The following is a 19,715-nucleotide window of genomic DNA, read 5'->3' as shown; positions in this document are numbered from 1 at the left end:
GAGGCTCACGCATGCAGTATCGCGACTTGCGCGACTTTATCAGCGGTCTGGAACAGCGCGGCGAACTCAAGCGCATCCAGGTTCCGGTGTCCCCAGTGCTGGAAATGACCGAGGTCTGCGATCGCACCTTGCGTGCCAAAGGCCCGGCCCTGCTGTTTGAAAAGCCCACCGGCTACGACATTCCGGTGCTGGGCAACCTGTTCGGCACCCCGGAGCGCGTGGCGCTGGGCATGGGCGCCGAGGCGGTCAGCGAACTGCGGGAAATCGGCAAGCTGCTGGCGTTCCTCAAGGAGCCCGAGCCGCCCAAGGGGCTCAAGGATGCCTGGTCCAAGCTGCCGATCTTTCGCAAGATCATTTCCATGGCGCCAAAAGTCGTCAAGGATGCCATCTGCCAGGAAGTGGTCATCGAAGGCGATGACGTCGACCTGGCGATGCTGCCGGTGCAGACCTGCTGGCCGGGCGATGTCGGCCCGCTGATCACCTGGGGCCTGACCGTCACCAAGGGGCCGAACAAGGACCGGCAGAACCTCGGTATCTATCGCCAGCAGGTGATCGGCCGCAACAAGGTGATCATGCGCTGGTTGAGCCACCGTGGCGGCGCGCTGGATTACCGCGAATGGTGCGAGAAGCACCCGGGCCAGCCGTTCCCGGTGTCCGTGGCCCTGGGCGCCGATCCGGCGACCATCCTCGGCGCCGTGACGCCGGTGCCGGACAGCCTCTCCGAATACGCCTTCGCCGGCCTGCTACGGGGCAACCGCACCGAGCTGGTGAAATGCCGCGGCAACGACCTGCAAGTGCCAGCCACCGCGGAAATCATCCTGGAAGGGGTGATCCATCCGGGCGAGATGGCCGACGAAGGCCCGTATGGCGATCACACTGGCTACTACAACGAAGTCGACAGCTTCCCGGTGTTCACCGTCGAGCGCATCACCCACCGGATCAAGCCGATCTACCACAGCACCTACACCGGTCGTCCGCCGGATGAGCCGGCGATTCTCGGCGTGGCGCTGAACGAAGTGTTCGTGCCTATCCTGCAGAAACAGTTCCCGGAAATCACCGACTTCTACCTGCCGCCCGAAGGCTGCTCGTACCGCATGGCGGTGGTGACCATGAAGAAGCAGTACCCCGGCCACGCCAAGCGGGTAATGCTCGGTGTCTGGTCGTTTTTGCGACAGTTCATGTACACCAAGTTCGTTATCGTCACTGACGACGATATCAACGCGCGCGACTGGAACGACGTGATCTGGGCCATTACCACGCGCATGGACCCCAAGCGCGATACGGTGATGATCGATAACACGCCGATCGACTACCTCGACTTCGCCTCGCCGGTCTCCGGCCTGGGCTCGAAGATGGGGCTCGATGCCACGCATAAATGGCCCGGTGAAACCACCCGCGAGTGGGGCCGGGTGATCGTCAAGGATGAGGCAGTGACCCGCCGGATCGATGCCATCTGGAATCAGTTAGGAATAGATTGATGCGTGTAACCTTGCAGCCCTCCGGAGCGGTGCTTGAGACGCTGCCCGGCGAGCGGATTCTCGATGCAGCGCGGCGCCTGGGCTATGAATGCCCGCAAAGCTGCCGCAATGGCAACTGTCATGTGTGCTGCGCCCTGCTGGTGGAGGGCCGTGTCCTGCAGGCCGGCGATGTGCGCGATCATGGCGAGTTCTACACTTGCATTGCAGAGCCGCTGGAAGACTGCATCGTGCTGTGGGATGGCGTCCTTGCGCTGGGAGAACTGCCGGTGCGCAGTCTGTCGTGTCAGGTCACCGAGTGTCTGGAAGTCGGCGGCGATGTCTGGCGGGTCCGCCTGCGGGCGCCCGCCGGCAAGCCACCGCGTTATCACGCTGGCCAGTACCTGATGCTCGAGCGGGAGAATGGCGAGAAGTCGGCATTCTCCCTGGCCTCGGCGCCGCACGCCGGGCGCGAGCTGGAGCTGCACGTACTGGTGCGCGAAAGCAGTGCACAAAGCCTGATCGAACAGTTGCAGCGCAACGGTAACGTGCGCGTCGAGCTGCCGTTTGGCGATACCCACCTGGCCGAGCTGCCGGACGGGCCGCTGGTGCTGATCGCCGCCGGTACCGGCATGGCGCAAATGCACAGCCTGATCGAGCATTGCCGGGCCAAGGGCTTCAAATACCCGGTGCACCTGTACTGGGGCGTGCGCCGGCCGGACGACTTCTATCAGATCGAACACTGGGACGAATGGAAGAAGCTGCCCAACCTGTTCCTGCACAAGGTGGTCAGCGACCTCTGTGGCTGGGAAGGGCGCTGCGGCATGCTGCACGAGGCGGTGAGCGAGGACATTGCCGACCTGTCGGCGGTGCATGTCTACGCCAGCGGCTCGCCAGCGATGATCTACGCGACCCTCGACGCGCTGGTCGAAGCGGGCATGGATGCGCACCAGATGCGCGCCGATGTATTTGCCTACGCTCCTCGGTCCTGAGTTCTCGGGGCTGTCCCTCGTTATAACTTCCTATATAGCCCATCGGTATTTATTTAATTAGATAAATACCGGTAGGTTATATGTCACGCATTATTGAAAGTTAAAACTCTTCGATGGCACTTAACTTGCCTTGAAACATATGTGTCTTGGAGTTACAGCCGTGCGTTCTATTAAGTAATTCTTTATACGCGGGGAGCCGAACGCTATTCGCCATGACAGCCATAGAATCCAGTTTTTTGAATCTGGCTTACCCTCCGCGGCTCGACCTGGGGCCGCAGCTCACCCACGAACAGCTTCTCAGCTCGATGCAGTCCACCATGGCGCGCCACAAGGGCGGACCGGTCTGGCTGTTTGCCTACGGTTCGCTGATCTGGCGCCCTGAATGTTCGGCGGTCGAGCGCATGCGCGGGCGGGTGCATGGCTACCATCGCGGTCTGTACCTGTGGTCCCATGAACACCGTGGCACGCCGGAGAAGCCGGGGCTGGTCTTTGGCCTGGATCGTGGCGGTTCCTGCAGCGGCTTCGCCTACCGCTTGCCGCAAGAGCAGCTGGAAACCTCGCTGTATGCGCTGTGGCAGCGCGAGATGCCATACCCGTCCTATCGCCCGCACTGGCTCAACTGCCGCCTCGAAGACGGTAGCCGGGTTCAGGCCCTGGGGTTCGTTCTGGAGCGACACCTGCCCAGCTATGCCGGCAACCTGCCGGACCATGTGCTGAGCCAGGTATTTGAAAACGCCTGCGGGCGCTACGGCACCACTCGCGATTATGTCGAGCAGACCGTGCACGCCCTGCGTAGCCACGCCATGCCAGACCGTAATCTGGAGGCGCGGCTCAAGCGCTGTAAGTCAGCCACCCATTAGGCAATGGCTTCGCGACTCTGGCTGGCGACCTGTTTGTGCCACAGGGTTGGGGCCAGGAAGGCCATCGACAGCAGGCAGGCGCCTACCAGCAAGACAAAACCGCCGTCCCAGCCGAAGTGGTCCACGGTGTAGCCCATCGCCGCGCTGGCCGCGACCGAACCACCCAAATAACCGAACAGACCGGTGAAGCCCGCGGCGGTGCCAGCGGCTTTCTTCGGCGCCAGTTCCAGGGCCTGCAGGCCGATCAGCATTACCGGGCCATAGATCAGGAAGCCGATGGAGAACAGCGCGATCATGTCGATAGTCGGGTTGCCGGCCGGGTTCAGCCAGTACACCAGGGTCGCCACGGTCACCAGGGCCATGAACACCATGCCGGTCAGGCCACGGTTGCCACGGAAGATCTTGTCCGACATCCAGCCGCACAGCAGCGTGCCCGGGATCCCCGCCCACTCGTAGAAGAAGTACGCCCACGAGGTTTTATCCACGGTGAAGTGCTTGGCTTCCTTGAGGTAGGTCGGCGCCCAGTCCAGTACGCCGTAGCGCAGCAGGTAGACGAAGACGTTGGCCATGGCGATGTACCAGAGCATTTTGTTGCGCAGCACGTATTTGACGAAGATTTCCTTGGCGCTGAATTCTTCTTCGTGGCTGGCGTCGTAGCCTTCCGGGTAGTCGTTCTTGTACTTCTCGATCGGCGGCAGGCCGACCGATTGCGGGGTGTCGCGCATGGTGACGAAGGCGAACAGCGCCACCATCAGGGCCACGGCGGCCGGGACGTAGAACGCCGCGTGCCAGTCGTTGAACCAGCCCATGCCGAGCAGGAACAGCGGGCCGATCAGGCCGCCGCCAACGTTGTGCGCCACGTTCCATACCGAAACCACGCCGCCGCGTTCCTTCTGCGACCACCAGTGCACCATGGTCCGTCCGCTTGGCGGCCAGCCCATGCCCTGGGCCCAGCCGTTGATGAACAGCAGGATGAACATCATGGTCACGCTGGACGTGGCCCAGGGTGCGAAACCGAAAATGAACATCACCCCGGCCGACACCAGCAGGCCGAAGGGCAGGAAGTAGCGCGGGTTGGAGCGGTCGGACACCAGGCCCATGAGGAACTTGGACAGGCCGTAGGCGATGGCGATCGCCGACATGGCCAGGCCCAGCTGACCGCGGGTGTAACCCTCTTCGATCAGGTACGGCATGGCCAGGGAGAAGTTCTTGCGCAGCAGGTAGTAGCCGGCGTAGCCGATGAAGATCCCGGCGAAGATCTGCCAGCGCAGGCGGCGGTAAGTACTGTCTATTTTTTCGTCAGGCAGGGGCGCCTGATGTGCGGCAGGTCGAAAGAAAGCAAACATTCAAGAGCTCCAAATTTCTTGTTTTGACTGCGGATGCGAATGTTACAGTTTCGTTACCGAAAATAGCACTGCATCTTATCTGGGAGCACGCAACGCAGGAGCATTTGCATGTTCTTTTACGAACATGTCGCTTAAAGACAAGTAGGGGGCGTTTCTGGTGCCGGCGGCTGCGGCTGGGGGAGAAGAGCGCTTGCTCGCGAGTCGCCGTTGCGGCTGACGGTCAGCCCGTTATCGCGAGCAAGCTTCTATAAAACGAAAGGGATTCAGCGAACCTGGACCACCACCTTGCCCACCGCCTTGCGCTGGCCAAGATCGTTGATGGCGCTGGCGGCGTTGCTCAGCGGGTAGACCTGCGAGACCAGCGGTTTCAACTGGCCTTCGGCGAACCAGCCGAACAGCTGCCGGAAGTTCGCCGCGTTGTCCTGGGGCTGGCGCTGGGCGAACGAACCCCAGAACACGCCGATCACCGCGGCGCCCTTGAGCAGCGCCAGGTTGACCGGCAGCTCGGGAATGCGTCCGCTGGCGAAACCCACCACCAGCAGCCGGCCGTTCCAGGCGATGGCGCGGATGGCCTGGTCGAACAGGTCGCCGCCGACCGGGTCGTAGATCACATCGGCGCCCTGGCCGTCGGTCAGGCGCTTGATCTCGTCCTTCAGGCTGGTTTCGCTGTAGTTGATCAAATCGTCGGCGCCGGCGGCCTTGGCCACCGCGAGTTTCTCGGCGCTGCTGGCGGCGGCGATGACCCGGGCGCCCATGGCTTTGCCGATTTCCACCGCCGCCAGGCCGACACCGCCGGAAGCGCCGAGCACCAGCAGGGTTTCACCCGGCTGCAGGTTGCCGCGTTGCTTGAGGGCATGCATCGAGGTGCCGTAGGTCATGCTGAAGGCGGCGGCGGTGTTGAAGTCCATCGACGCTGGAATCGGCAGCACGTTGTAGCCTGGTACCGCCACTTCCTCGGCGAAGCTGCCCCAGCCGGTCAGCGCCATGACCCGGTCGCCGACCTTGAGGTGGCCGACCTTCTCACCGACAGCGCCGACCACCCCCGCGGCCTCGCCACCGGGCGAGAACGGGAAGGGCGGCTTGAACTGGTATTTGCCCTCGATGATCAGCGTGTCCGGGAAGTTCACCCCGGCCGCGTGCACCTGCAGCAGAATTTCGTTCTTCTTCGGCACAGGACTCGCGACGTCTTCCAGCACCAGCGTTTCGGCGGGGCCGAAGGCTTTGCACAGCACGGCTTTCATCAGGGCTATTCCTTTGGGAGTGATGGCCGATAAGTGTAGGTGGGTGAATAACGCGGTCAACGAGCATGCCCCGGCCTGATAGCCAGCCATAAGCTTTGTGCTTGGGCACGGGCGCAGGGGCCTTTATGCTAGACCGCCTACCGGATAAGGAGCGAATTGTGAAAGCGTGGATCATGTTGATGCTGGCCCTGTCTCTGCCGATGGCAGTCATGGCCGAGGAAGCCAAAGAGGGCGAAGCACCGAAAGTCAGTTACATCAGCCTGAACCCGCCGTTCGTGGGCAACTACGGTCTGGATGGTGGCCCGAAGCTCAAGGTGTACAAGGCCGACGTCGCCCTGCGGGTGACCGGCGATGCCGCCGCTCAGGCGGTGAAGGCCAACGAGCCGTTGATCCGCAACCAACTGGTGGCGCTGTTCGCCCAGCAGACCACGGAAACCATGAACAACGTCGAAGCCAAGGAAAAACTGCGTCAGGAAGCCCTGAAGCAGACCCAGCAGGTGATGAACGACGAAACCGGCAAGCCGGTGGTGGAAGACCTGCTGTTCAACAACCTGATCATCCAGTAATGCTGGATCTGTAGGAGCGAGGTTTGCCCGCGATAGCAATAGGGCGAGCCCCGCCCAGTTCCAGCCTGGCGGCTGATCGCGAGCAAGCTTCGCTCCTACAAGAAGTCATCGAGATCACCTCAGGACGCCAGGCTCTTGCGGAATCGCGCCAAGGCGATGCCGAAGAACAGCAGGCCGATCACCGCCAGGGCTAGCAGGTCTGGCCAGACCACTTCAATGCCGGCGTCGCGAAACAGAATCGCGGCGCTGAGGCTGACGAAGTGGGTCGACGGCGAGCCCTGCATCACCCATTGCAGCCACTGGGGCATGCTGTCCAGCGGGGTACTGCCGCCCGATAGCAGCAACATCGGGATGATCACCGGAATCGCCAGCAAGCCGAATTGCGGGGTCGAGCGCGCCAGCGTGGCGAGAAAGATCCCCAGCGCGGTGCTGGCGAACAGGTAAAGCCCGGTCACCGCGAGGAACAGCGCCAGCGAGCCGGCCAGCGGCACGCCCAGCACACCCTTGACGATCACCTCCAGCGACACCCAGGTGCAGAGCACCACCACCAGCATGTTGCTCCAGATCTTCGCCAGCATGATTTCCAGGGCGGTCAGCGGCAACACCAGCAGATGGTCGAGGGTGCCGTGCTCGCGCTCGCGCAGCAGCGCCGTGCCGGTCAGGACAATGGCCAGGATGGTGATGTTGTTGACGATCTGAATCACCGCGAGAAACCAGCCGCCCTGCAGATTGGTGTTGAACAGCGCGCGACTGGTCAACAGTGCGGGCATCCGGCTCTCCGGGTCGGCCTGGCTGTAGTTGAGCAGTTCGCGCTGGAAAATCCGCCCGATATAACCGGCGCCCATGAAGGCCTGGCTCATGGCCGTGGCGTCGACATTCACTTGCACGCTGGGTTGGCGCCCGGCCAGCAGATCGCTCTGGAAGTTGGCCGGCACATTGATGACGAAGGTGAACTGGCCGCTGTCCAGGACCTGGTCCAACTGGTCGTAGGGCAACTGCACCGGGCTCTGGAATTCCGGTGGTTGCAGGGCCTCGGCCAGCTGGCGCGAGAGCTGGCTGTGGTCTTCGTCCACCAGCGCCACGCTGGCGTTGTGCACGCCGATCACCGAGCCGGCCGCCGGCATGTAGATGGCCACGGTGAAGGCGTACAGCAGAAACAGCAGCAACACGCTGTCGTGTCGCAGGCTGGTGAGCTCCTTGAGGCCCAGGCGCAGGATGTGGCTGAACCGGTGCATCAGGCCTCCTGTTTTTTCAGCATCGCCAGGCTCAGCCCGGTGAACCCGAGGAAGAACCCGAACAGCGCCAGGCACTGCGGCCACAGCTGGCGCAGGTCCAGGGCCTTGGTGAAGGTGCCGACGGCAATGTCGAGGAAGTAACCGGCGGGGAACAGCTGCCCCATCAGCGCCGCAGCGCCGTCCAGCGACGAGCGCGGCACGATCAGCCCGGAGAACTGGATGGTCGGCAGGCTGGTGATGATCATGGTGCCGAGGATCGCCGCGATCTGGGTACGGGTGAACGCGGAAATCAGCAGGCCCAGGCTGGTAGTGGCCAGCACATACAGCAGGCCGCCGAAGGCCAGGGTCAGGCTGCTGCCCTTGAAGGGCACGCCGAACAGCCAACGGTTCATGGCCACCAGCAGCGCCAGGTTGATCAGGCTCAGGCCCAGGTAAGGCGCCTGTTTGCCCAGGAGAAACTCCAGGCGCTTGAGTGGCGTGGCGTAGAAGTTGGTGATTGAGCCCAGCTCCTTCTCGCGCACGATGCCCAGCGCCGTGAGCATCGCCGGGATGAACGCCAGGATCAGCGCCATCACGCCAGGGCCGATGGCATTCACGCTGACCACGTCCTGGTTGTAGCGAAAGCGGGTTTCCAGGCGGGCCGCGGGTGCTCGCCCCAGGGCCGGGCTGCTGTGTTCGGCGAGCAATTCGATATTGGCCTGATGCACCGCCTCGACATAGTTGCGGCTGGTCTCGGCGCGAAACGGCATGCCGCCGTCGAGCCAGGCGGCCACCGCGGGCTGGCGCCCGGCGTACAGGTCGCGACCGAAACCGGGGGGGATCTCCAGGGCCAGCTTGATCTCCGAGCGTTGCAGGCGCCGGTGCAGTTCGGCGGCATCGCGGATCGGCTGCTGCTCCTTGAAGTAGCGGGAGCTGCGGAAGGCTTCCAGGTAAGCGCGGCTTTGCGGGGTCTGGTCCTGGTCGTAGACGGCGAAGGCGAGGTTTTCCACGTCCAGGGAAATGCCGTAGCCAAAGATCACCATCATGAACAGCGCCCCGAGCAAGGCGAACCCCAGGCGCACCCGGTCGCGCAGCAGCTCCTTGCCTTCGCGGGTGGCCACGGCGACCAGGCGCGCCAGGCTGAAACGCCGACTGTCGCTGTGAATGGCGCTGCTGACTTCGGGCTGGGCGGTCGCCGGGGGAGCAGGTTCCGGCGCGCCCTGGGCGTCTTCCAGGCAGCGGACAAAAGCGGCCTCCAGGGTTTCGCCGGCGAACTGTTGCTGCAGGGCGGCCGGTGTATCGCAGGCCAGTACCTTGCCAGCGTGCATCAGCGAGATGCGGTCGCAGCGCTGGGCTTCGTTCATGAAGTGGGTGGACAGGAAGATCGTCACCCCCTGTTCCCGCGACAGCTCGATCAACAGCCGCCAGAAGTCGTCGCGGGCCGCCGGGTCCACACCCGAGGTCGGCTCGTCGAGGATCAGCACTTCCGGGCGGTGCAGCACCGCCACTGCCAGGGACAGGCGTTGACGCAAGCCCAGGGGCAGGGCGCCGGAGGGTTGGTCGGCGATCTCCTGGAGAGCGAAGCGGTGGATCAGCTCTTCGATCCGCGGGCCGCTCTCGGCCTTGGGCAGGTCGAACAGCCGGGCGTGCAGCACCAGGTTCTGGCGCACGCTGAGTTCGCCGTACAGCGAAAAACTCTGGGACATGAAACCCACGCGCTTGCGGGTGGCCAGGTCCCTGGCGTCCACCGGGTTGCCCAGCAGTTTGGCGCTGCCCTCGGTGGCCGGCATCAACCCGGTCAGGACCTTCATGGTGGTGGTCTTGCCGCAGCCGTTGGAGCCGAGAAAGCCGAAAATCTCACCCCGGCCAATGGCGAAGCTGACCTTGTTCACGGCCGTGAAATCGCCGAAACGCAGGGTCAGCTCATGGGCTTCGATAGCAATTTGCTGGTTGTCCGTGGTTCTTGGCGGGATCACCAGCGGCTGGTTGCCGTGCCCGCTGTCGCCTTGAAAGTGGGTGAAGGCATCGTCGAGCTTGCCGCTGGGCGTGGCGATGGCCAGTTCCCGGCTCAAGCCCTGGGCAATCAGCCGGCCGCGGTCGAGCATCAGGCAGTGCTCGAACTGCTCGGCTTCCTCCATATAGGCGGTGGCCACCAGCAGCGTCAGTTGCGGGCGCTGGCGGCGAACCTCGTCCACCAGTTCCCAGAAGCGCCGGCGGGATAGCGGATCGACGCCCGTGGTGGGTTCGTCGAGGATCAGCAGGTCCGGCTCATGGATCAATGCGCAGCACAGCCCGAGTTTCTGCTTCATCCCGCCGGACAGCTTGCCCGCGGGCCGTTCGGCGAAACGCAGCAGGTCGGTGGCCAGCAACAGGTTATGCATGCGCTGTTCGCATTCGGTTTTCGACAGGCCGAACAGGGTGGCGAAGAAGCGAATGTTTTCCTCGATCGACAGTTCGGGATACAGGTTGCCGCCCAGGCCCTGGGGCATGAAGGCGATCCGCGCGTACAGGCTGTTGCGATGGCGGCGTTGTTCAATGGAGCCGCCGAGCACCTGCAGTTGGCCCTGCTGCAGCTTCTTCACCCCGGCGATCAAGCCCAGCAGGCTCGACTTGCCGGCGCCATCCGGGCCGATCAATCCGCAGCGGGTGCCGCCGGGCAGGCTGAAGGCAAGGTCGACCAGGGCCTGTTGCGAGCCATAACGGTGGTTGATGCCCGTGGCCTGCAGCGCCAGTTCGTTCATTGCAGGTTGGCCGGCCAGTCCACGGTCGCGGTGCGCACGTAACCGGCGCCGGGCATGCCCGGCTTGGCCTGCGGTACGGCGCTGGGTTGGGTCAGCCGCAGCTTGACGCGGAACACCAGTTTTTGGCGTTCATCGCGGGTTTCCACTTCCTTGGGGGTGAACTGGGACTTGGCCGCGACGAAGCTGATCTTCGCCGGCAGTGGCTGATCGGGCAGGGCGTCGAGCAGGATCCGCGCCTCGCTGCCGACAGCCAGGCGCCCGGTCACCGAGGCGGACAGGTAGAGGTTCATGTACTGGTCGCTCGGGTCGATCAGCAGCAACACCCGGCCGCCGGCGCCCAGCACCTCACCCGGTTCGGCCAGGCGCAACTGGATGATGCCGTCGATGGGCGCGCGCAGGCTGCTGTCGTCGATCTCGCTGGTCAGCTGGGCGACCATGGCCTTGGCCGAGCCAATGGCGGCGCGCACTGCGGCGACCTGGGCCTGGGCTGCCTGGACGGCGGCGTTGCCGGTGTTCAGGCGCGCCTGCTGCTGGTCGATGATCTGCTGGCTGGCGTAACCACGGTTGAACAGTTCCCGGGAACGCTTGAGTTCCTGGTTGGCCAGCAGCAGTTCGCTCTGGCGCAGCTGCACATTGGCTTCGGCTGCCGCGAGGTTTTCCCGGGTGCGCACCACGTCGGCCTCGGCCTGGGCGCGCTGGGCCTCCAAGGTGCGGGTGTCCATGCGGGCCAGCAGCTGGTCCTTGGACACTCTGTCGCCTTCGTCGACGAGCACTTCGGCCAGGCGTCCGGGCGTCTTGCTGGCGATCTGCACTTCGGTGGCTTCAAGCCGGCCGTTGCCCATGCTCAGGCCTTCGGGCAGGCGGTCCAGGGTGGACTTCCAGTAACCAAAGCCGCCCGCGATCAGCAGCAATGCCAGCAAGGCGAAGGCAAAAAGGCGGGAGGAACGGTGATTCGTCGGCATTGGGGACATCCCTGCGGCAGTAGCGTCCTAGTCTGGCGGTTCAAGCCGTTGGGCGACTTGATGTCCGTCAAATGAACGGGCAAGCCTAGTACGTTGTGCGCGGGATGCCTGCTTGAGTATCGCTGGCGGCCTGTTCAGCGCAGCGCGAGCACCGTCGCCCACTGTTCGGCGGTCACTGGCATCACGGACAGCCGGCTGCCTTTCTGCACCAGGGGCAGTTCGGCGAGGGCGGTTTGCTGCTTCAGATAATCCAGGCGCAGCACCTTGGGGAAGGTTTCGACATGGGCGACGTCGACGGCGCTCCAGGCATTTTTCTCGGCGCTGGCCTTGGGATCGAAATGCGGGTTTTCCGGTTCCAGGGCGGTCGGGTCGGGGTAGGCGGCCTCGATGATTTGGCCGATCCCGGCAATGCCCGGTTCGGGACAGCTGGAGTGATAAAAGAAGAATTGGTCACCCACCGCCATGCTGCGCAGGAAGTTTCGCGCCTGGTAGTTGCGTACGCCGTCCCAGCGCGCCTGTTTCTTGAGCGCCAGGCCCTCGATCGAGAGTTCTTCCGGTTCGGATTTCATCAGCCAATAGGCCATTTTCTGTGCTCTCCAGAGGGACGTGGGCAAGTTGTCGGGCAATTTTATGACAAACCGACAGTCGGTTGACGCCAGCATTTGCGTGTCGGTTCACGTTATCGCAGAATGCCGGGATTTTAAGCTTGACGCTGCTGCACGGCCTGTTATGGAAACCGTCGCTGTCATCGTGTGGGATTTGCCTGAGGGGGGCAATCGATGCAACGCAAACCGGATTTACTATGGATTTTGGTTATTTTGTTCGGTTTGGGCGTAGTGACAACCGGTTATGCGCAGAGCCTGTGGGCCAACAAGACCGACGCACCGGTCGAGCTCGCGCAACAGCAGCAGCCTTACAAGCGTTGATTCCTTCCAAGGCGCCGCTCTCTCCTGGTGGCGCCTATTTCGCGAAATACCATTTCTTGTCAGTCACCGTTCCTTGCAGCGGTACATCCCAGCTCGCCTGATCCAGTTTCGCGACTTTCTGACATTCGTGGGCCAGCCCCAGTAGCGTCGGCTTGCGCCAGCTTTTGCGCCGCGCCAGATAGGCCAGGCTGCGATCATAGAAACCACCGCCCATTCCCAGGCGTCCGCCCGCCTCATCGAAGCCGACCAGCGGCAACAGCACCAGATCCAGGGCCCAGACCTTGCGTTGCCGGGCCAGACTCACCTGTGGCTCGGGAATGCGGAAGCGGTTGGGGCGCAGCTTTTCGCCGGGGCGAACGCGCTGAAACACCATCTTGGTCCGTGGCCAGGCGCTGAGCACCGGCAGATAAGTCGCCTTGCCCCGGCGTTGCGCGGCCAGCAGCAGCGGGCGCGGGTCGATTTCACCGTCCATGGGCAGGTAAAGGGAGATGTGTTTGGCTCGGCGGAACAACGGATGCTGCGCCAGTTGCCGATACAGCCCACGAGAGGCCTGGCGTTGTTCGCTGGCGGTGAGGGCGCGGCGGGCTTTGCGCAGTATGCGTCGAAGTTGCGGGCGGGAAAGCGGCGCCGGTTCGGTCATGGTCGCTCGGGTCCGGGAGGAGTACGGCAGGACAGCGTACCAAATAACCCCTGATCGAAAAAAACGGAGCCGAAAAAAACGGAACTGAAAAAAACGGAACTGAAAAAACGGAGCCCCAAAAAAACAATGCCAGCTATTTGCATAGCTGGCATTGGCATGGAATTCAGGCTCCCCGGATGAACCGCTGTCGACTTAGCCCTTGAACCCGAAAGTTCAAGGCGGAAGATGCAGTAGGCGTTAAGGCTTTCCGTCTAGCGGACATGCACACCGGCCCAACGTGCAACTTCCAGGGTAGTGCGAATCGGCTCAGGGACATCGCCAACTGGCAAGCACCCCAGGGAGTGGTGGGGATTATACCGCAACCACCCTCAGGAATCAGCCTTGGTTGTATCGGTGTCGGTGGCGAGCACCAGATCCACGCGCTCGAGCAGGTCGCGCACCTGTTCGCGGGTCGAACCGCTGGCTTGCACGTCAGGGCGGTCCTGCTTGTGCAGCAGATCGTGGGTGATATTGAGGGCGGCCATCACCGCGATACGATCGGCGCCAATGACTTTGCCGCTGCTGCGGATCTCGCGCATCTTGCCATCCAGGTACCGGGCGGCGCTCACCAGATTGCTACGCTCTTCCTGGGGGCAGATGATCGAATACTCTTTGTCGAGGATCTGCACGGTAACGCTATTGCTTGAACTCATGAGTCTTGCTCCAGGGCCTTGAGGCGCGAAATCATCGATTCGACCTTACGCCGGGCGATTTCGTTTTTTTCAATGAGGTGCGCGCGTTCCTCGCGCCAAGTCTTTTCCTGAGCTAATAAGAGTGCGTTTTGACTCTTTAGTTGCTCGACCCGGCCAATTAGCAGTTCGAGTCTAGCCATCAGCGCTTGCAGATCGGTGTCTTCCATTGGATCCCACTGGATTTGTCTGATGAGTGGCAACTGCCTGGGCAAACGAGTTGACGGCCTCGATGGTCTTGGCGCGTCTGCCGATGCTAGGATACAAGGCCTCCATTCTAGACATTGCGCCGCTTGGCGCCTAGCTACCCATGCCCATTCAGAATTCCCCGTACAACGCCTTCGCCACCCTGCTCAGCAGCAGCGGTCACCCTGTCTCGCCCGCCGAATTGCATGGCCTGTTGCTGGGTCGCAGCTGTGCCGGCGCCGGCTTCGAAGTCGACGGCTGGCTGATCGACGCCGCCGAACTGCTCGAAGGCGAGCCGCAGGACAATGTTCGCAACGCCTTGATCGGCCTGCAGGAAATGGTCAAGGGCGAGCTGACCAGCGACGACATGACCGTCGTCCTGCTGCTGCCCACCGACGACGCCCCGCTGGCCGAGCGCGCCGCGGCCCTGGGGCAGTGGTGCCAGGGTTTCCTCACCGGCTTTGGCCTGAACTCCCGCGACAGCAGTGCCCTGAGCACCGAGGCCACGGAAGTGCTGCAGGACCTGGCGGCGATCGCCCAGGTACAGGACGCGCTGGAAGAGTCCGACGACGGCGAAAGCGACTACATGGAAGTGATGGAATACCTGCGGGTCGCCCCGCTGCTGCTGTTCACCGAGACCAACAAGACGGTTGAACCGGCCGCCAAGCCTTCTCTGCACTGATCGCTCGATAGGGAAATCCGTCTGCCCATGATCCATATCCCGAAATCGGAATACACCCGCCGCCGCAAGGCGCTCATGGCGCAGATGGAACCCAACAGCATCGCGATCCTGCCGGCTGCCGCGGTGGCGATCCGCAACCGCGACGTCGAGCATGTCTACCGCCAGGACAGCGATTTCCAGTACCTAAGCGGTTTCCCAGAACCCCAGGCGGTGATCGTGCTGATGCCCGGTCGCGAGCATGGCGAGTACATCCTGTTCTGCCGTGAGCGTAATGCCGAGCGCGAACTCTGGGACGGCCTGCGGGCTGGCCAGGAGGGCGCGATCCGCGATTACGGCGCTGACGATGCCTTCCCCATTACCGACATCGACGACATCCTGCCGGGCCTTATCGAAGGCCGCGACCGGGTGTATTCGGCCATGGGCAGCAATCCAGAGTTCGATCGCCACCTGATGGAATGGATCAACGTGATCCGCTCCAAGGCGCACCTGGGCGCTCAGCCGCCGAACGAATTCGTTGCCCTGGATCATCTGCTGCACGACATGCGTCTGTATAAATCGGCGGCGGAAGTGAAGGTGATGCGCGAGGCCGCGCGGATTTCCGCCCAGGCCCATATCCGGGCCATGCAGGCCAGCCGTGCCGGCCTGTACGAGTTCAGCCTGGAAGCCGAGCTGGACTACGAGTTCCGCCGGGGCGGGGCGAAGATGCCGGCCTACGGTTCGATCGTCGCCGCCGGGCGCAACAGCTGCATCCTGCATTACCAGCAGAACGACGCGTTGCTCAAGGACGGCGACCTGGTGCTGATCGACGCCGGTTGCGAGATCGATTGTTATGCCAGCGATATCACTCGCACCTGGCCGGTGAACGGCAAGTTTTCCGCCGAGCAGAAGGCGATCTACGAGCTGGTGCTGGCCTCCCAGGAAGCCGCTTTTGCCGAGATCGCGCCGAACAAGCACTGGAACCAGGCCCATGAAGCGACCGTCAGGGTGATCACCTCCGGGCTGGTCAAGCTGGGTCTGCTCGAAGGCGAGGTGGACGAGTTGATCGCCAGCGAAGCCTACAAGGCGTTTTACATGCACCGCGCCGGCCACTGGCTGGGCATGGATGTGCATGACGTCGGCGAGTACAAGGTCGGCGGCGAATGGCGGGTGCTGGAAGTCGGCATGGCCCTGACGGTCGAGCCGGGCATCTACATTGCGCCGGACAATCAGAACGTGGCGAAGAAATGGCGCGGCATTGGCGTGCGCATCGAGGATGACGTGGTGGTAACCAAGCAAGGCTGTGAAATTCTCACCGGTGGCGTGCCCAAGACCGTGGCCGAGATCGAGGCCCTGATGGCCGCCGCCCGGAGCTGCGCAGCATGAACCGGGTCAATCTGGCGATCATCGGCGGTGGTCTGGTCGGTGCCAGCCTGGCCCTGGCCTTGCAGGCCGGCGCCAAGGAGCGCGGCTGGAAGATCGTGCTGATCGAGCCGTTCGCTCCGGGCGATACCTATCAGCCCAGCTACGATGCGCGCTCTTCGGCGCTGTCGTTCGGCGCGCGGCAGATCTATCAACGGCTGGGTGTGTGGCAGGAAATCTCCCGCCGCGCCGAGCCGATCAAACAGATCCATGTCTCCGACCGTGGGCGGTTTTCCACCGCGCGGCTGTCGGCCATGGAGGAGGGTGTTCCCGCCCTGGGTTATGTGGTGGAAAACGCCTGGCTCGGCCAATGCCTGTGGCAGGGGCTGGACAAGGACGTGGTGAGCTGGCGCTGCCCGGCCGAAGTCACGCGCATGGAGCCGCTGGAAGATGGCTACCGCCTGACTCTCAACGATGAAACCAGCCTGGATTGCGAACTGGCGGTGCTGGCCGACGGCGGTCGCTCGGGGCTGCGCGAGCAACTGGGGATCGGGGTGAAAAAGCGCCCCTACAACCAGAGCGCACTGATCGCCAATATCACCCCGAGCGAAGCCCATAACGGCATGGCCTTCGAGCGCTTCACCGACGACGGCCCGATGGCCCTGCTGCCGCTGCCGGATAACCGCTGCGCACTGGTCTGGACCCGCCTGGGCATGGACGCGCAGCGCCTGGCCGCGCTGGACGAGCGCAGCTTCCTCAGCGAACTGCAGGGGGTATTCGGTTATCGCCTGGGAACCCTGAAACAGGTCGGCGCGCGGCATCTTTACCCGCTGGCGCTGGTGGAGGCCGAGGAGCAGGTGCGTCCTCACCTGGTGGTGCTGGGCAACGCTGCCCATAGCCTGCACCCGATTGCCGGGCAGGGTTTCAACCTGTCGTTGCGCGACGCCCAGGCGCTGGCCGATGCCTTGCTGGTCAGCCCGACGCCGCCGGGCGATTTCAGTATCTTGCAGGCCTACCGTGAGCGGCAGCGTCTGGACCAGGACCTGACCGTGGGCTTCTCCGACCAGGTCACCCGGCTGTTCGGCAGCAAGCTGCCGCTGGTGTCCCTGGGGCGCAATATCGGGCTGCTGGGCCTGGACCTGCTGCCACCGGCCAAACGCTGGTTCGCGCGGCAAGCCATGGGCCTGGGTACCCGTCCCGATGCGTGAGTGGTTGAGCCCGCGACCGGGCATGGAAATCCAGCACAGTGTCGGCAGCCAGGTAGCGCGGTTCGACAAAACCCTTTACGTGCGGCTCAAGCCGCAAGCGAGACAGGCTTAAAGCATGGAAATGCGTGCAGATCTGCTGATTGTCGGGGCCGGAATGGTCGGGAGCGCCCTGGCGCTGGCGTTGCAGGACAGTGGCCTGGAAGTGCTGCTGCTCGATGGCAGCCCGCTGAAGGTCAAGCCCTTCGACGACGAAGCACCGTTCGAGCCGCGGGTAAGCGCATTGTCGGCGGCCAGCCAGCGGATTCTCGAGCGCCTGGGTGTCTGGGAAGGGGTGACCCGGCGGCGCAGCAGCCCGTATGCCGAGATGCAGGTCTGGGATGGCAGCGGCACCGGGCAGATTCACTTCTCGGCCGCCAGCGTGTATGCCGAGGCGCTGGGCCACATCGTGGAAAACCGCGTGGTCCAGGACGCGCTGCTGGAGCGCCTGCACAACTGCGACATCGGCCTGCTGGCCAACGCCCGCCTGGAGCAGATGCGCCGTTCCGGCGACGACTGGCTGCTGACCCTGGCCGATGGCCGCAGCCTGCGCGCCCCGCTGGTAATCGCCGCCGACGGCGCCAATTCGGCGGTGCGGCGCCTGACCGGCTGCGCTACCCGCGAATGGGATTACCTGCATCACGCCATCGTCACCAGCGTGCGTTGCGCCGAGCCGCACCAGAGGACCGCCTGGCAGCGTTTCACCGACAACGGCCCGCTGGCGTTCCTGCCGCTGGAGCGCGACGGGCTGCACGATTGGTGTTCGATCGTCTGGTCGACCACGCCCAGCGAGGCCGAACGCCTGATGGCGCTGGACGACAGCGACTTCTGCCGTGAGCTGGAACGCGCCTTCGAAGGCCGTCTGGGCGCGGTGTTGAGCGCCGATCCGCGACTCTGCGTGCCTTTGCGTCAGCGTCATGCCAAGCGTTACGTGGCGCAAGGCCTGGCCCTGATCGGCGACGCGGCCCATACCATCCATCCACTGGCCGGGCAGGGGGTCAACCTGGGTTTCCTCGATGCCGCGGTGCTGGCCGAGGTGCTGCTGCAGGCGGCCAGCCGCGGCGAGCGCCTGGCCGACACCAAGGTGCTCAGCCGTTACGAGCGGCGGCGCATGCCGCACAACCTGGCGTTGATGGCGGCGATGGAAGGCTTCGAACGGCTGTTCCAGGCCGATCCGCTGCCGCTGCGCTGGTTGCGTAATACCGGGTTGAAAATGGTCGACCAGATGCCCGAGGCCAAGGCGCTGTTCGTGCGCCAGGCGTTGGGCCTCAGCGGGGATCTGCCGGAACTGGCCAAGGCCTGACCGTTATCGCGAGTGGTCGAACCGCTCAACCGGCGGCTCCCGCAGGGGCCGCGCGGACATGTGTGGGCGCGCGTCTGCTCTGAACCCACGCTGGCGATGCATCAGCAACATCTCGTAACGCCTCGCCCTCCGGTTCAGTTTGAGAAGCTAAATAGTAGTCCTTATCATTTACTCCCCTTTGATTTCGAGAGACCGCTCCCATGTTGGCACCGAAGCGTCTACTGACCGCCCTGGCCCTCACCCTCATTGGCGGCACTGTCCAGGCAGCCGACGAAGTGGTGGTCTACTCCTCGCGTATCGACGAACTGATCAAGCCGGTCTTCGATCTCTACACCCAGAAAACCGGGGTCCAGGTGAAGTTCATCACCGACAAGGAAGCGCCGCTGATGCAGCGGATCAAGGCCGAGGGCGAGAACGCCACCGCCGACCTGCTGCTCACCGTCGATGCCGGCAACCTGTGGCAAGCCGAGCAGATGGGCATCCTGCAGCCGTTCACCTCCAAGGTGATCGACACCAACATCCCCCTGCAATACCGCGCCGCCTCGCACGCCTGGACCGGCCTGAGCCTGCGGGCGCGGACCATCGCCTACTCCACCGCGCGGGTGAAACCGTCCGAACTGACCACCTACGAAGCCCTGGCTGACAAGCAGTGGGAAGGCCGCCTGTGCCTGCGTACGGCGAAGAAGGTCTACAACCAGTCGCTGACCGCGACCCTGATCGAAACCCACGGCGCGGCGAAAACCGAAGAAATCGTCAAGGGCTGGGTCAACAACCTGTCCACCGACGTGTTCTCCGACGACGTCGCGGTGCTCGAGGCGATCAGCGCCGGCCAGTGCGACGTGGGCATCGTCAACACCTACTACTACGGCCGCCTGCACAAGCAGAAGCCGGATCTGCCGGTCAAACTGTTCTGGCCGAACCAGGGTGACCGTGGTGTGCACGTCAACCTGTCGGGCATTGGCCTGACCAAGCACGCACCGCACCCGGAAGCCGCCAAGGCCCTGGTGGAGTGGATGACCACCGAGGAAGCGCAGAAAATCTTCGCCGACGTGAACCAGGAATTCCCGGCCAACCCGAGCGTGCCGCCGTCCGCCGAAGTGGCCGCCTGGGGCAAGTTCGTGGCCGACACCCTACCGGTGGAAGTCGCCGGCAAGCGCCAGGCCGAGGCCATTCGCCTGATGGACCGTGCTGGCTGGAACTGATCCGCTGGTTATACTGCGCCCCGCCTTTGCGGGGCGTTTTGTTTAACCGGTTCGAAATTGCCTTTTATTGATCCATCTCGTTCGAGAGTC

Annotated in this window: 19 protein-coding genes and 1 other RNA gene; 10 read left to right on the top strand and 10 right to left on the bottom strand. The window is 63.6% G+C overall.

Translation table 11 applies throughout. The features are described 5' to 3' along the window. Positions 1 to 11: 11 nt before the first annotated feature. The 3 genes from ubiD to AC3RCP_RS30650 all read left to right on the top strand — a co-directional run bounded on the left by ubiD (position 12) and on the right by AC3RCP_RS30650 (position 3,306). A complete protein-coding gene (gene ubiD, locus AC3RCP_RS30660) occupies positions 12 to 1,478 on the top strand; it encodes a 4-hydroxy-3-polyprenylbenzoate decarboxylase (RefSeq protein WP_009046125.1) in 1,467 nt (488 codons plus the stop codon). Continuing rightward, on the top strand, positions 1,478 to 2,446 hold the full coding sequence (locus AC3RCP_RS30655) for a CDP-6-deoxy-delta-3,4-glucoseen reductase (RefSeq protein ID WP_007926728.1): 969 nt from the start codon (positions 1,478 to 1,480) through the stop codon (positions 2,444 to 2,446). The genes ubiD and AC3RCP_RS30655 overlap by 1 nt, the downstream gene beginning before the upstream one ends. 212 nt (positions 2,447 to 2,658) lie before the next feature. After that, complete coding sequence (locus AC3RCP_RS30650) at positions 2,659 to 3,306, top strand: gamma-glutamylcyclotransferase (protein WP_007926730.1); 648 nt, start codon at positions 2,659 to 2,661, stop codon at positions 3,304 to 3,306. Here the strand turns inward: AC3RCP_RS30650 and glpT are convergent. Continuing rightward, positions 3,303 to 4,652, bottom strand: a complete 1,350-nt coding sequence (gene glpT / locus AC3RCP_RS30645) for a glycerol-3-phosphate transporter (RefSeq protein WP_007926732.1) — start codon at positions 4,650 to 4,652, stop codon at positions 3,303 to 3,305. The two genes, AC3RCP_RS30650 and glpT, sit on opposite strands and share 4 nt — an antisense overlap. Before the next feature lie 263 nt (positions 4,653 to 4,915). Next, positions 4,916 to 5,893 (bottom strand): NADPH:quinone oxidoreductase family protein, encoded by a 978-nt coding sequence (locus AC3RCP_RS30640; protein WP_492570595.1) that lies wholly within the window; start codon positions 5,891 to 5,893, stop codon positions 4,916 to 4,918. Positions 5,894 to 6,051: 158 nt separating this feature from the next. Here AC3RCP_RS30640 and AC3RCP_RS30635 point away from each other — a divergent pair, with 158 nt between their 5' ends. Next, positions 6,052 to 6,459 (top strand): flagellar basal body-associated protein FliL, encoded by a 408-nt coding sequence (locus AC3RCP_RS30635; RefSeq protein ID WP_492570596.1) that lies wholly within the window; start codon positions 6,052 to 6,054, stop codon positions 6,457 to 6,459. A gap of 119 nt (positions 6,460 to 6,578) precedes the next feature. On the opposite strand, the gene AC3RCP_RS30630 is transcribed toward AC3RCP_RS30635, so the two are convergent. The 4 genes from AC3RCP_RS30630 to AC3RCP_RS30615 form a co-directional block, all read right to left on the bottom strand. After that, positions 6,579 to 7,694: an ABC transporter permease gene (locus tag AC3RCP_RS30630; RefSeq protein WP_492570597.1), complete on the bottom strand. Its 1,116-nt coding sequence runs from the start codon at positions 7,692 to 7,694 to the stop codon at positions 6,579 to 6,581. Continuing rightward, positions 7,694 to 10,414: a ribosome-associated ATPase/putative transporter RbbA gene (gene rbbA, locus AC3RCP_RS30625; protein WP_492570598.1), complete on the bottom strand. Its 2,721-nt coding sequence runs from the start codon at positions 10,412 to 10,414 to the stop codon at positions 7,694 to 7,696. The genes AC3RCP_RS30630 and rbbA overlap by 1 nt, the downstream gene beginning before the upstream one ends. Next, on the bottom strand, positions 10,411 to 11,376 hold the full coding sequence (locus AC3RCP_RS30620) for an HlyD family secretion protein (RefSeq protein ID WP_007926738.1): 966 nt from the start codon (positions 11,374 to 11,376) through the stop codon (positions 10,411 to 10,413). The genes rbbA and AC3RCP_RS30620 overlap by 4 nt, the downstream gene beginning before the upstream one ends. A gap of 134 nt (positions 11,377 to 11,510) precedes the next feature. Beyond that, complete coding sequence (locus AC3RCP_RS30615) at positions 11,511 to 11,960, bottom strand: EVE domain-containing protein (RefSeq protein ID WP_492570599.1); 450 nt, start codon at positions 11,958 to 11,960, stop codon at positions 11,511 to 11,513. 195 nt (positions 11,961 to 12,155) lie between these two features. On the opposite strand from AC3RCP_RS30615, the gene AC3RCP_RS30610 reads away from it, so the two are divergent. After that, positions 12,156 to 12,302 (top strand): hypothetical protein, encoded by a 147-nt coding sequence (locus tag AC3RCP_RS30610; protein WP_007926740.1) that lies wholly within the window; start codon positions 12,156 to 12,158, stop codon positions 12,300 to 12,302. A gap of 34 nt (positions 12,303 to 12,336) precedes the next feature. Here the strand turns inward: AC3RCP_RS30610 and AC3RCP_RS30605 are convergent, their stop codons facing one another. The 4 genes from AC3RCP_RS30605 to AC3RCP_RS30590 form a co-directional block, all read right to left on the bottom strand. Further along, positions 12,337 to 12,942, bottom strand: coding sequence for a 5-formyltetrahydrofolate cyclo-ligase (locus AC3RCP_RS30605; RefSeq protein WP_087092505.1), 606 nt, complete (start codon positions 12,940 to 12,942; stop codon positions 12,337 to 12,339). A gap of 165 nt (positions 12,943 to 13,107) precedes the next feature. Continuing rightward, positions 13,108 to 13,286: non-coding RNA, 6S RNA (gene ssrS / locus AC3RCP_RS30600), on the bottom strand. Between the two features lie 24 nt (positions 13,287 to 13,310). Then, positions 13,311 to 13,634 carry a cell division protein ZapA gene (locus AC3RCP_RS30595; RefSeq protein ID WP_007926742.1) on the bottom strand — a complete coding sequence of 108 codons (324 nt, stop codon included), beginning with the start codon at positions 13,632 to 13,634 and terminating at the stop codon, positions 13,311 to 13,313. Beyond that, positions 13,631 to 13,840, bottom strand: coding sequence for a TIGR02449 family protein (locus AC3RCP_RS30590; protein WP_007911197.1), 210 nt, complete (start codon positions 13,838 to 13,840; stop codon positions 13,631 to 13,633). Before AC3RCP_RS30590 ends, AC3RCP_RS30595 begins: the two co-directional genes overlap by 4 nt. A 140-nt stretch (positions 13,841 to 13,980) precedes the next feature. Between AC3RCP_RS30590 and AC3RCP_RS30585 the strand changes: the two genes are divergently transcribed. From AC3RCP_RS30585 to AC3RCP_RS30565, 5 genes are all read left to right on the top strand, one after another. Next, entirely contained in the window at positions 13,981 to 14,538 is a 558-nt protein-coding gene (locus AC3RCP_RS30585; protein WP_007926743.1) for a YecA/YgfB family protein, read from the top strand. A 27-nt stretch (positions 14,539 to 14,565) separates the two neighbouring features. Further along, the gene (pepP, locus tag AC3RCP_RS30580) at positions 14,566 to 15,900 is read left to right on the top strand and encodes a Xaa-Pro aminopeptidase (RefSeq protein ID WP_007926745.1); all 1,335 of its coding nucleotides are present in this window, start codon (positions 14,566 to 14,568) and stop codon (positions 15,898 to 15,900) included. Continuing rightward, positions 15,897 to 17,084, top strand: coding sequence for a 2-octaprenyl-6-methoxyphenyl hydroxylase (gene ubiH / locus AC3RCP_RS30575; protein WP_007926748.1), 1,188 nt, complete (start codon positions 15,897 to 15,899; stop codon positions 17,082 to 17,084). Before pepP ends, ubiH begins: the two co-directional genes overlap by 4 nt. A gap of 121 nt (positions 17,085 to 17,205) precedes the next feature. Further along, positions 17,206 to 18,423, top strand: coding sequence for a 2-octaprenyl-3-methyl-6-methoxy-1,4-benzoquinol hydroxylase (locus AC3RCP_RS30570; protein ID WP_492570688.1), 1,218 nt, complete (start codon positions 17,206 to 17,208; stop codon positions 18,421 to 18,423). Between the two features lie 200 nt (positions 18,424 to 18,623). Further along, positions 18,624 to 19,625 carry an extracellular solute-binding protein gene (locus AC3RCP_RS30565; RefSeq protein WP_053263050.1) on the top strand — a complete coding sequence of 334 codons (1,002 nt, stop codon included), beginning with the start codon at positions 18,624 to 18,626 and terminating at the stop codon, positions 19,623 to 19,625. Positions 19,626 to 19,715 lie beyond the last annotated feature (90 nt).

This window comes from Pseudomonas sp. GW822-FHT05A08 (assembly GCF_058800485.1).
This window is presented reverse-complemented; position numbering and strand designations above follow the sequence as displayed.

Bases quoted from the DNA above. Each gene is read 5' to 3' on its own strand.
- AC3RCP_RS30655 (WP_007926728.1), top strand. From the start codon at position 1,478: ATGCGTGTAACCTTGCAGCCCTCCGGAGCGGTGCTTGAGACGCTGCCC.
- AC3RCP_RS30590 (WP_007911197.1), bottom strand. From the start codon at position 13,840: ATGGAAGACACCGATCTGCAAGCGCTGATGGCTAGACTCGAACTGCTA.
- rbbA (WP_492570598.1), bottom strand. From the start codon at position 10,414: ATGAACGAACTGGCGCTGCAGGCCACGGGCATCAACCACCGTTATGGC.
- AC3RCP_RS30565 (WP_053263050.1), top strand. From the start codon at position 18,624: ATGTTGGCACCGAAGCGTCTACTGACCGCCCTGGCCCTCACCCTCATT.
- AC3RCP_RS30640 (WP_492570595.1), bottom strand. From the start codon at position 5,893: ATGAAAGCCGTGCTGTGCAAAGCCTTCGGCCCCGCCGAAACGCTGGTG.
- AC3RCP_RS30620 (WP_007926738.1), bottom strand. From the start codon at position 11,376: ATGCCGACGAATCACCGTTCCTCCCGCCTTTTTGCCTTCGCCTTGCTG.
- AC3RCP_RS30595 (WP_007926742.1), bottom strand. From the start codon at position 13,634: ATGAGTTCAAGCAATAGCGTTACCGTGCAGATCCTCGACAAAGAGTAT.
- AC3RCP_RS30630 (WP_492570597.1), bottom strand. From the start codon at position 7,694: ATGCACCGGTTCAGCCACATCCTGCGCCTGGGCCTCAAGGAGCTCACC.
- AC3RCP_RS30610 (WP_007926740.1), top strand. From the start codon at position 12,156: ATGCAACGCAAACCGGATTTACTATGGATTTTGGTTATTTTGTTCGGT.
- AC3RCP_RS30615 (WP_492570599.1), bottom strand. From the start codon at position 11,960: ATGGCCTATTGGCTGATGAAATCCGAACCGGAAGAACTCTCGATCGAG.
- AC3RCP_RS30605 (WP_087092505.1), bottom strand. From the start codon at position 12,942: ATGACCGAACCGGCGCCGCTTTCCCGCCCGCAACTTCGACGCATACTG.
- AC3RCP_RS30650 (WP_007926730.1), top strand. From the start codon at position 2,659: ATGACAGCCATAGAATCCAGTTTTTTGAATCTGGCTTACCCTCCGCGG.
- glpT (WP_007926732.1), bottom strand. From the start codon at position 4,652: ATGTTTGCTTTCTTTCGACCTGCCGCACATCAGGCGCCCCTGCCTGAC.
- ubiH (WP_007926748.1), top strand. From the start codon at position 15,897: ATGAACCGGGTCAATCTGGCGATCATCGGCGGTGGTCTGGTCGGTGCC.
- ubiD (WP_009046125.1), top strand. From the start codon at position 12: ATGCAGTATCGCGACTTGCGCGACTTTATCAGCGGTCTGGAACAGCGC.
- AC3RCP_RS30570 (WP_492570688.1), top strand. From the start codon at position 17,206: ATGCGTGCAGATCTGCTGATTGTCGGGGCCGGAATGGTCGGGAGCGCC.
- pepP (WP_007926745.1), top strand. From the start codon at position 14,566: ATGATCCATATCCCGAAATCGGAATACACCCGCCGCCGCAAGGCGCTC.
- AC3RCP_RS30585 (WP_007926743.1), top strand. From the start codon at position 13,981: ATGCCCATTCAGAATTCCCCGTACAACGCCTTCGCCACCCTGCTCAGC.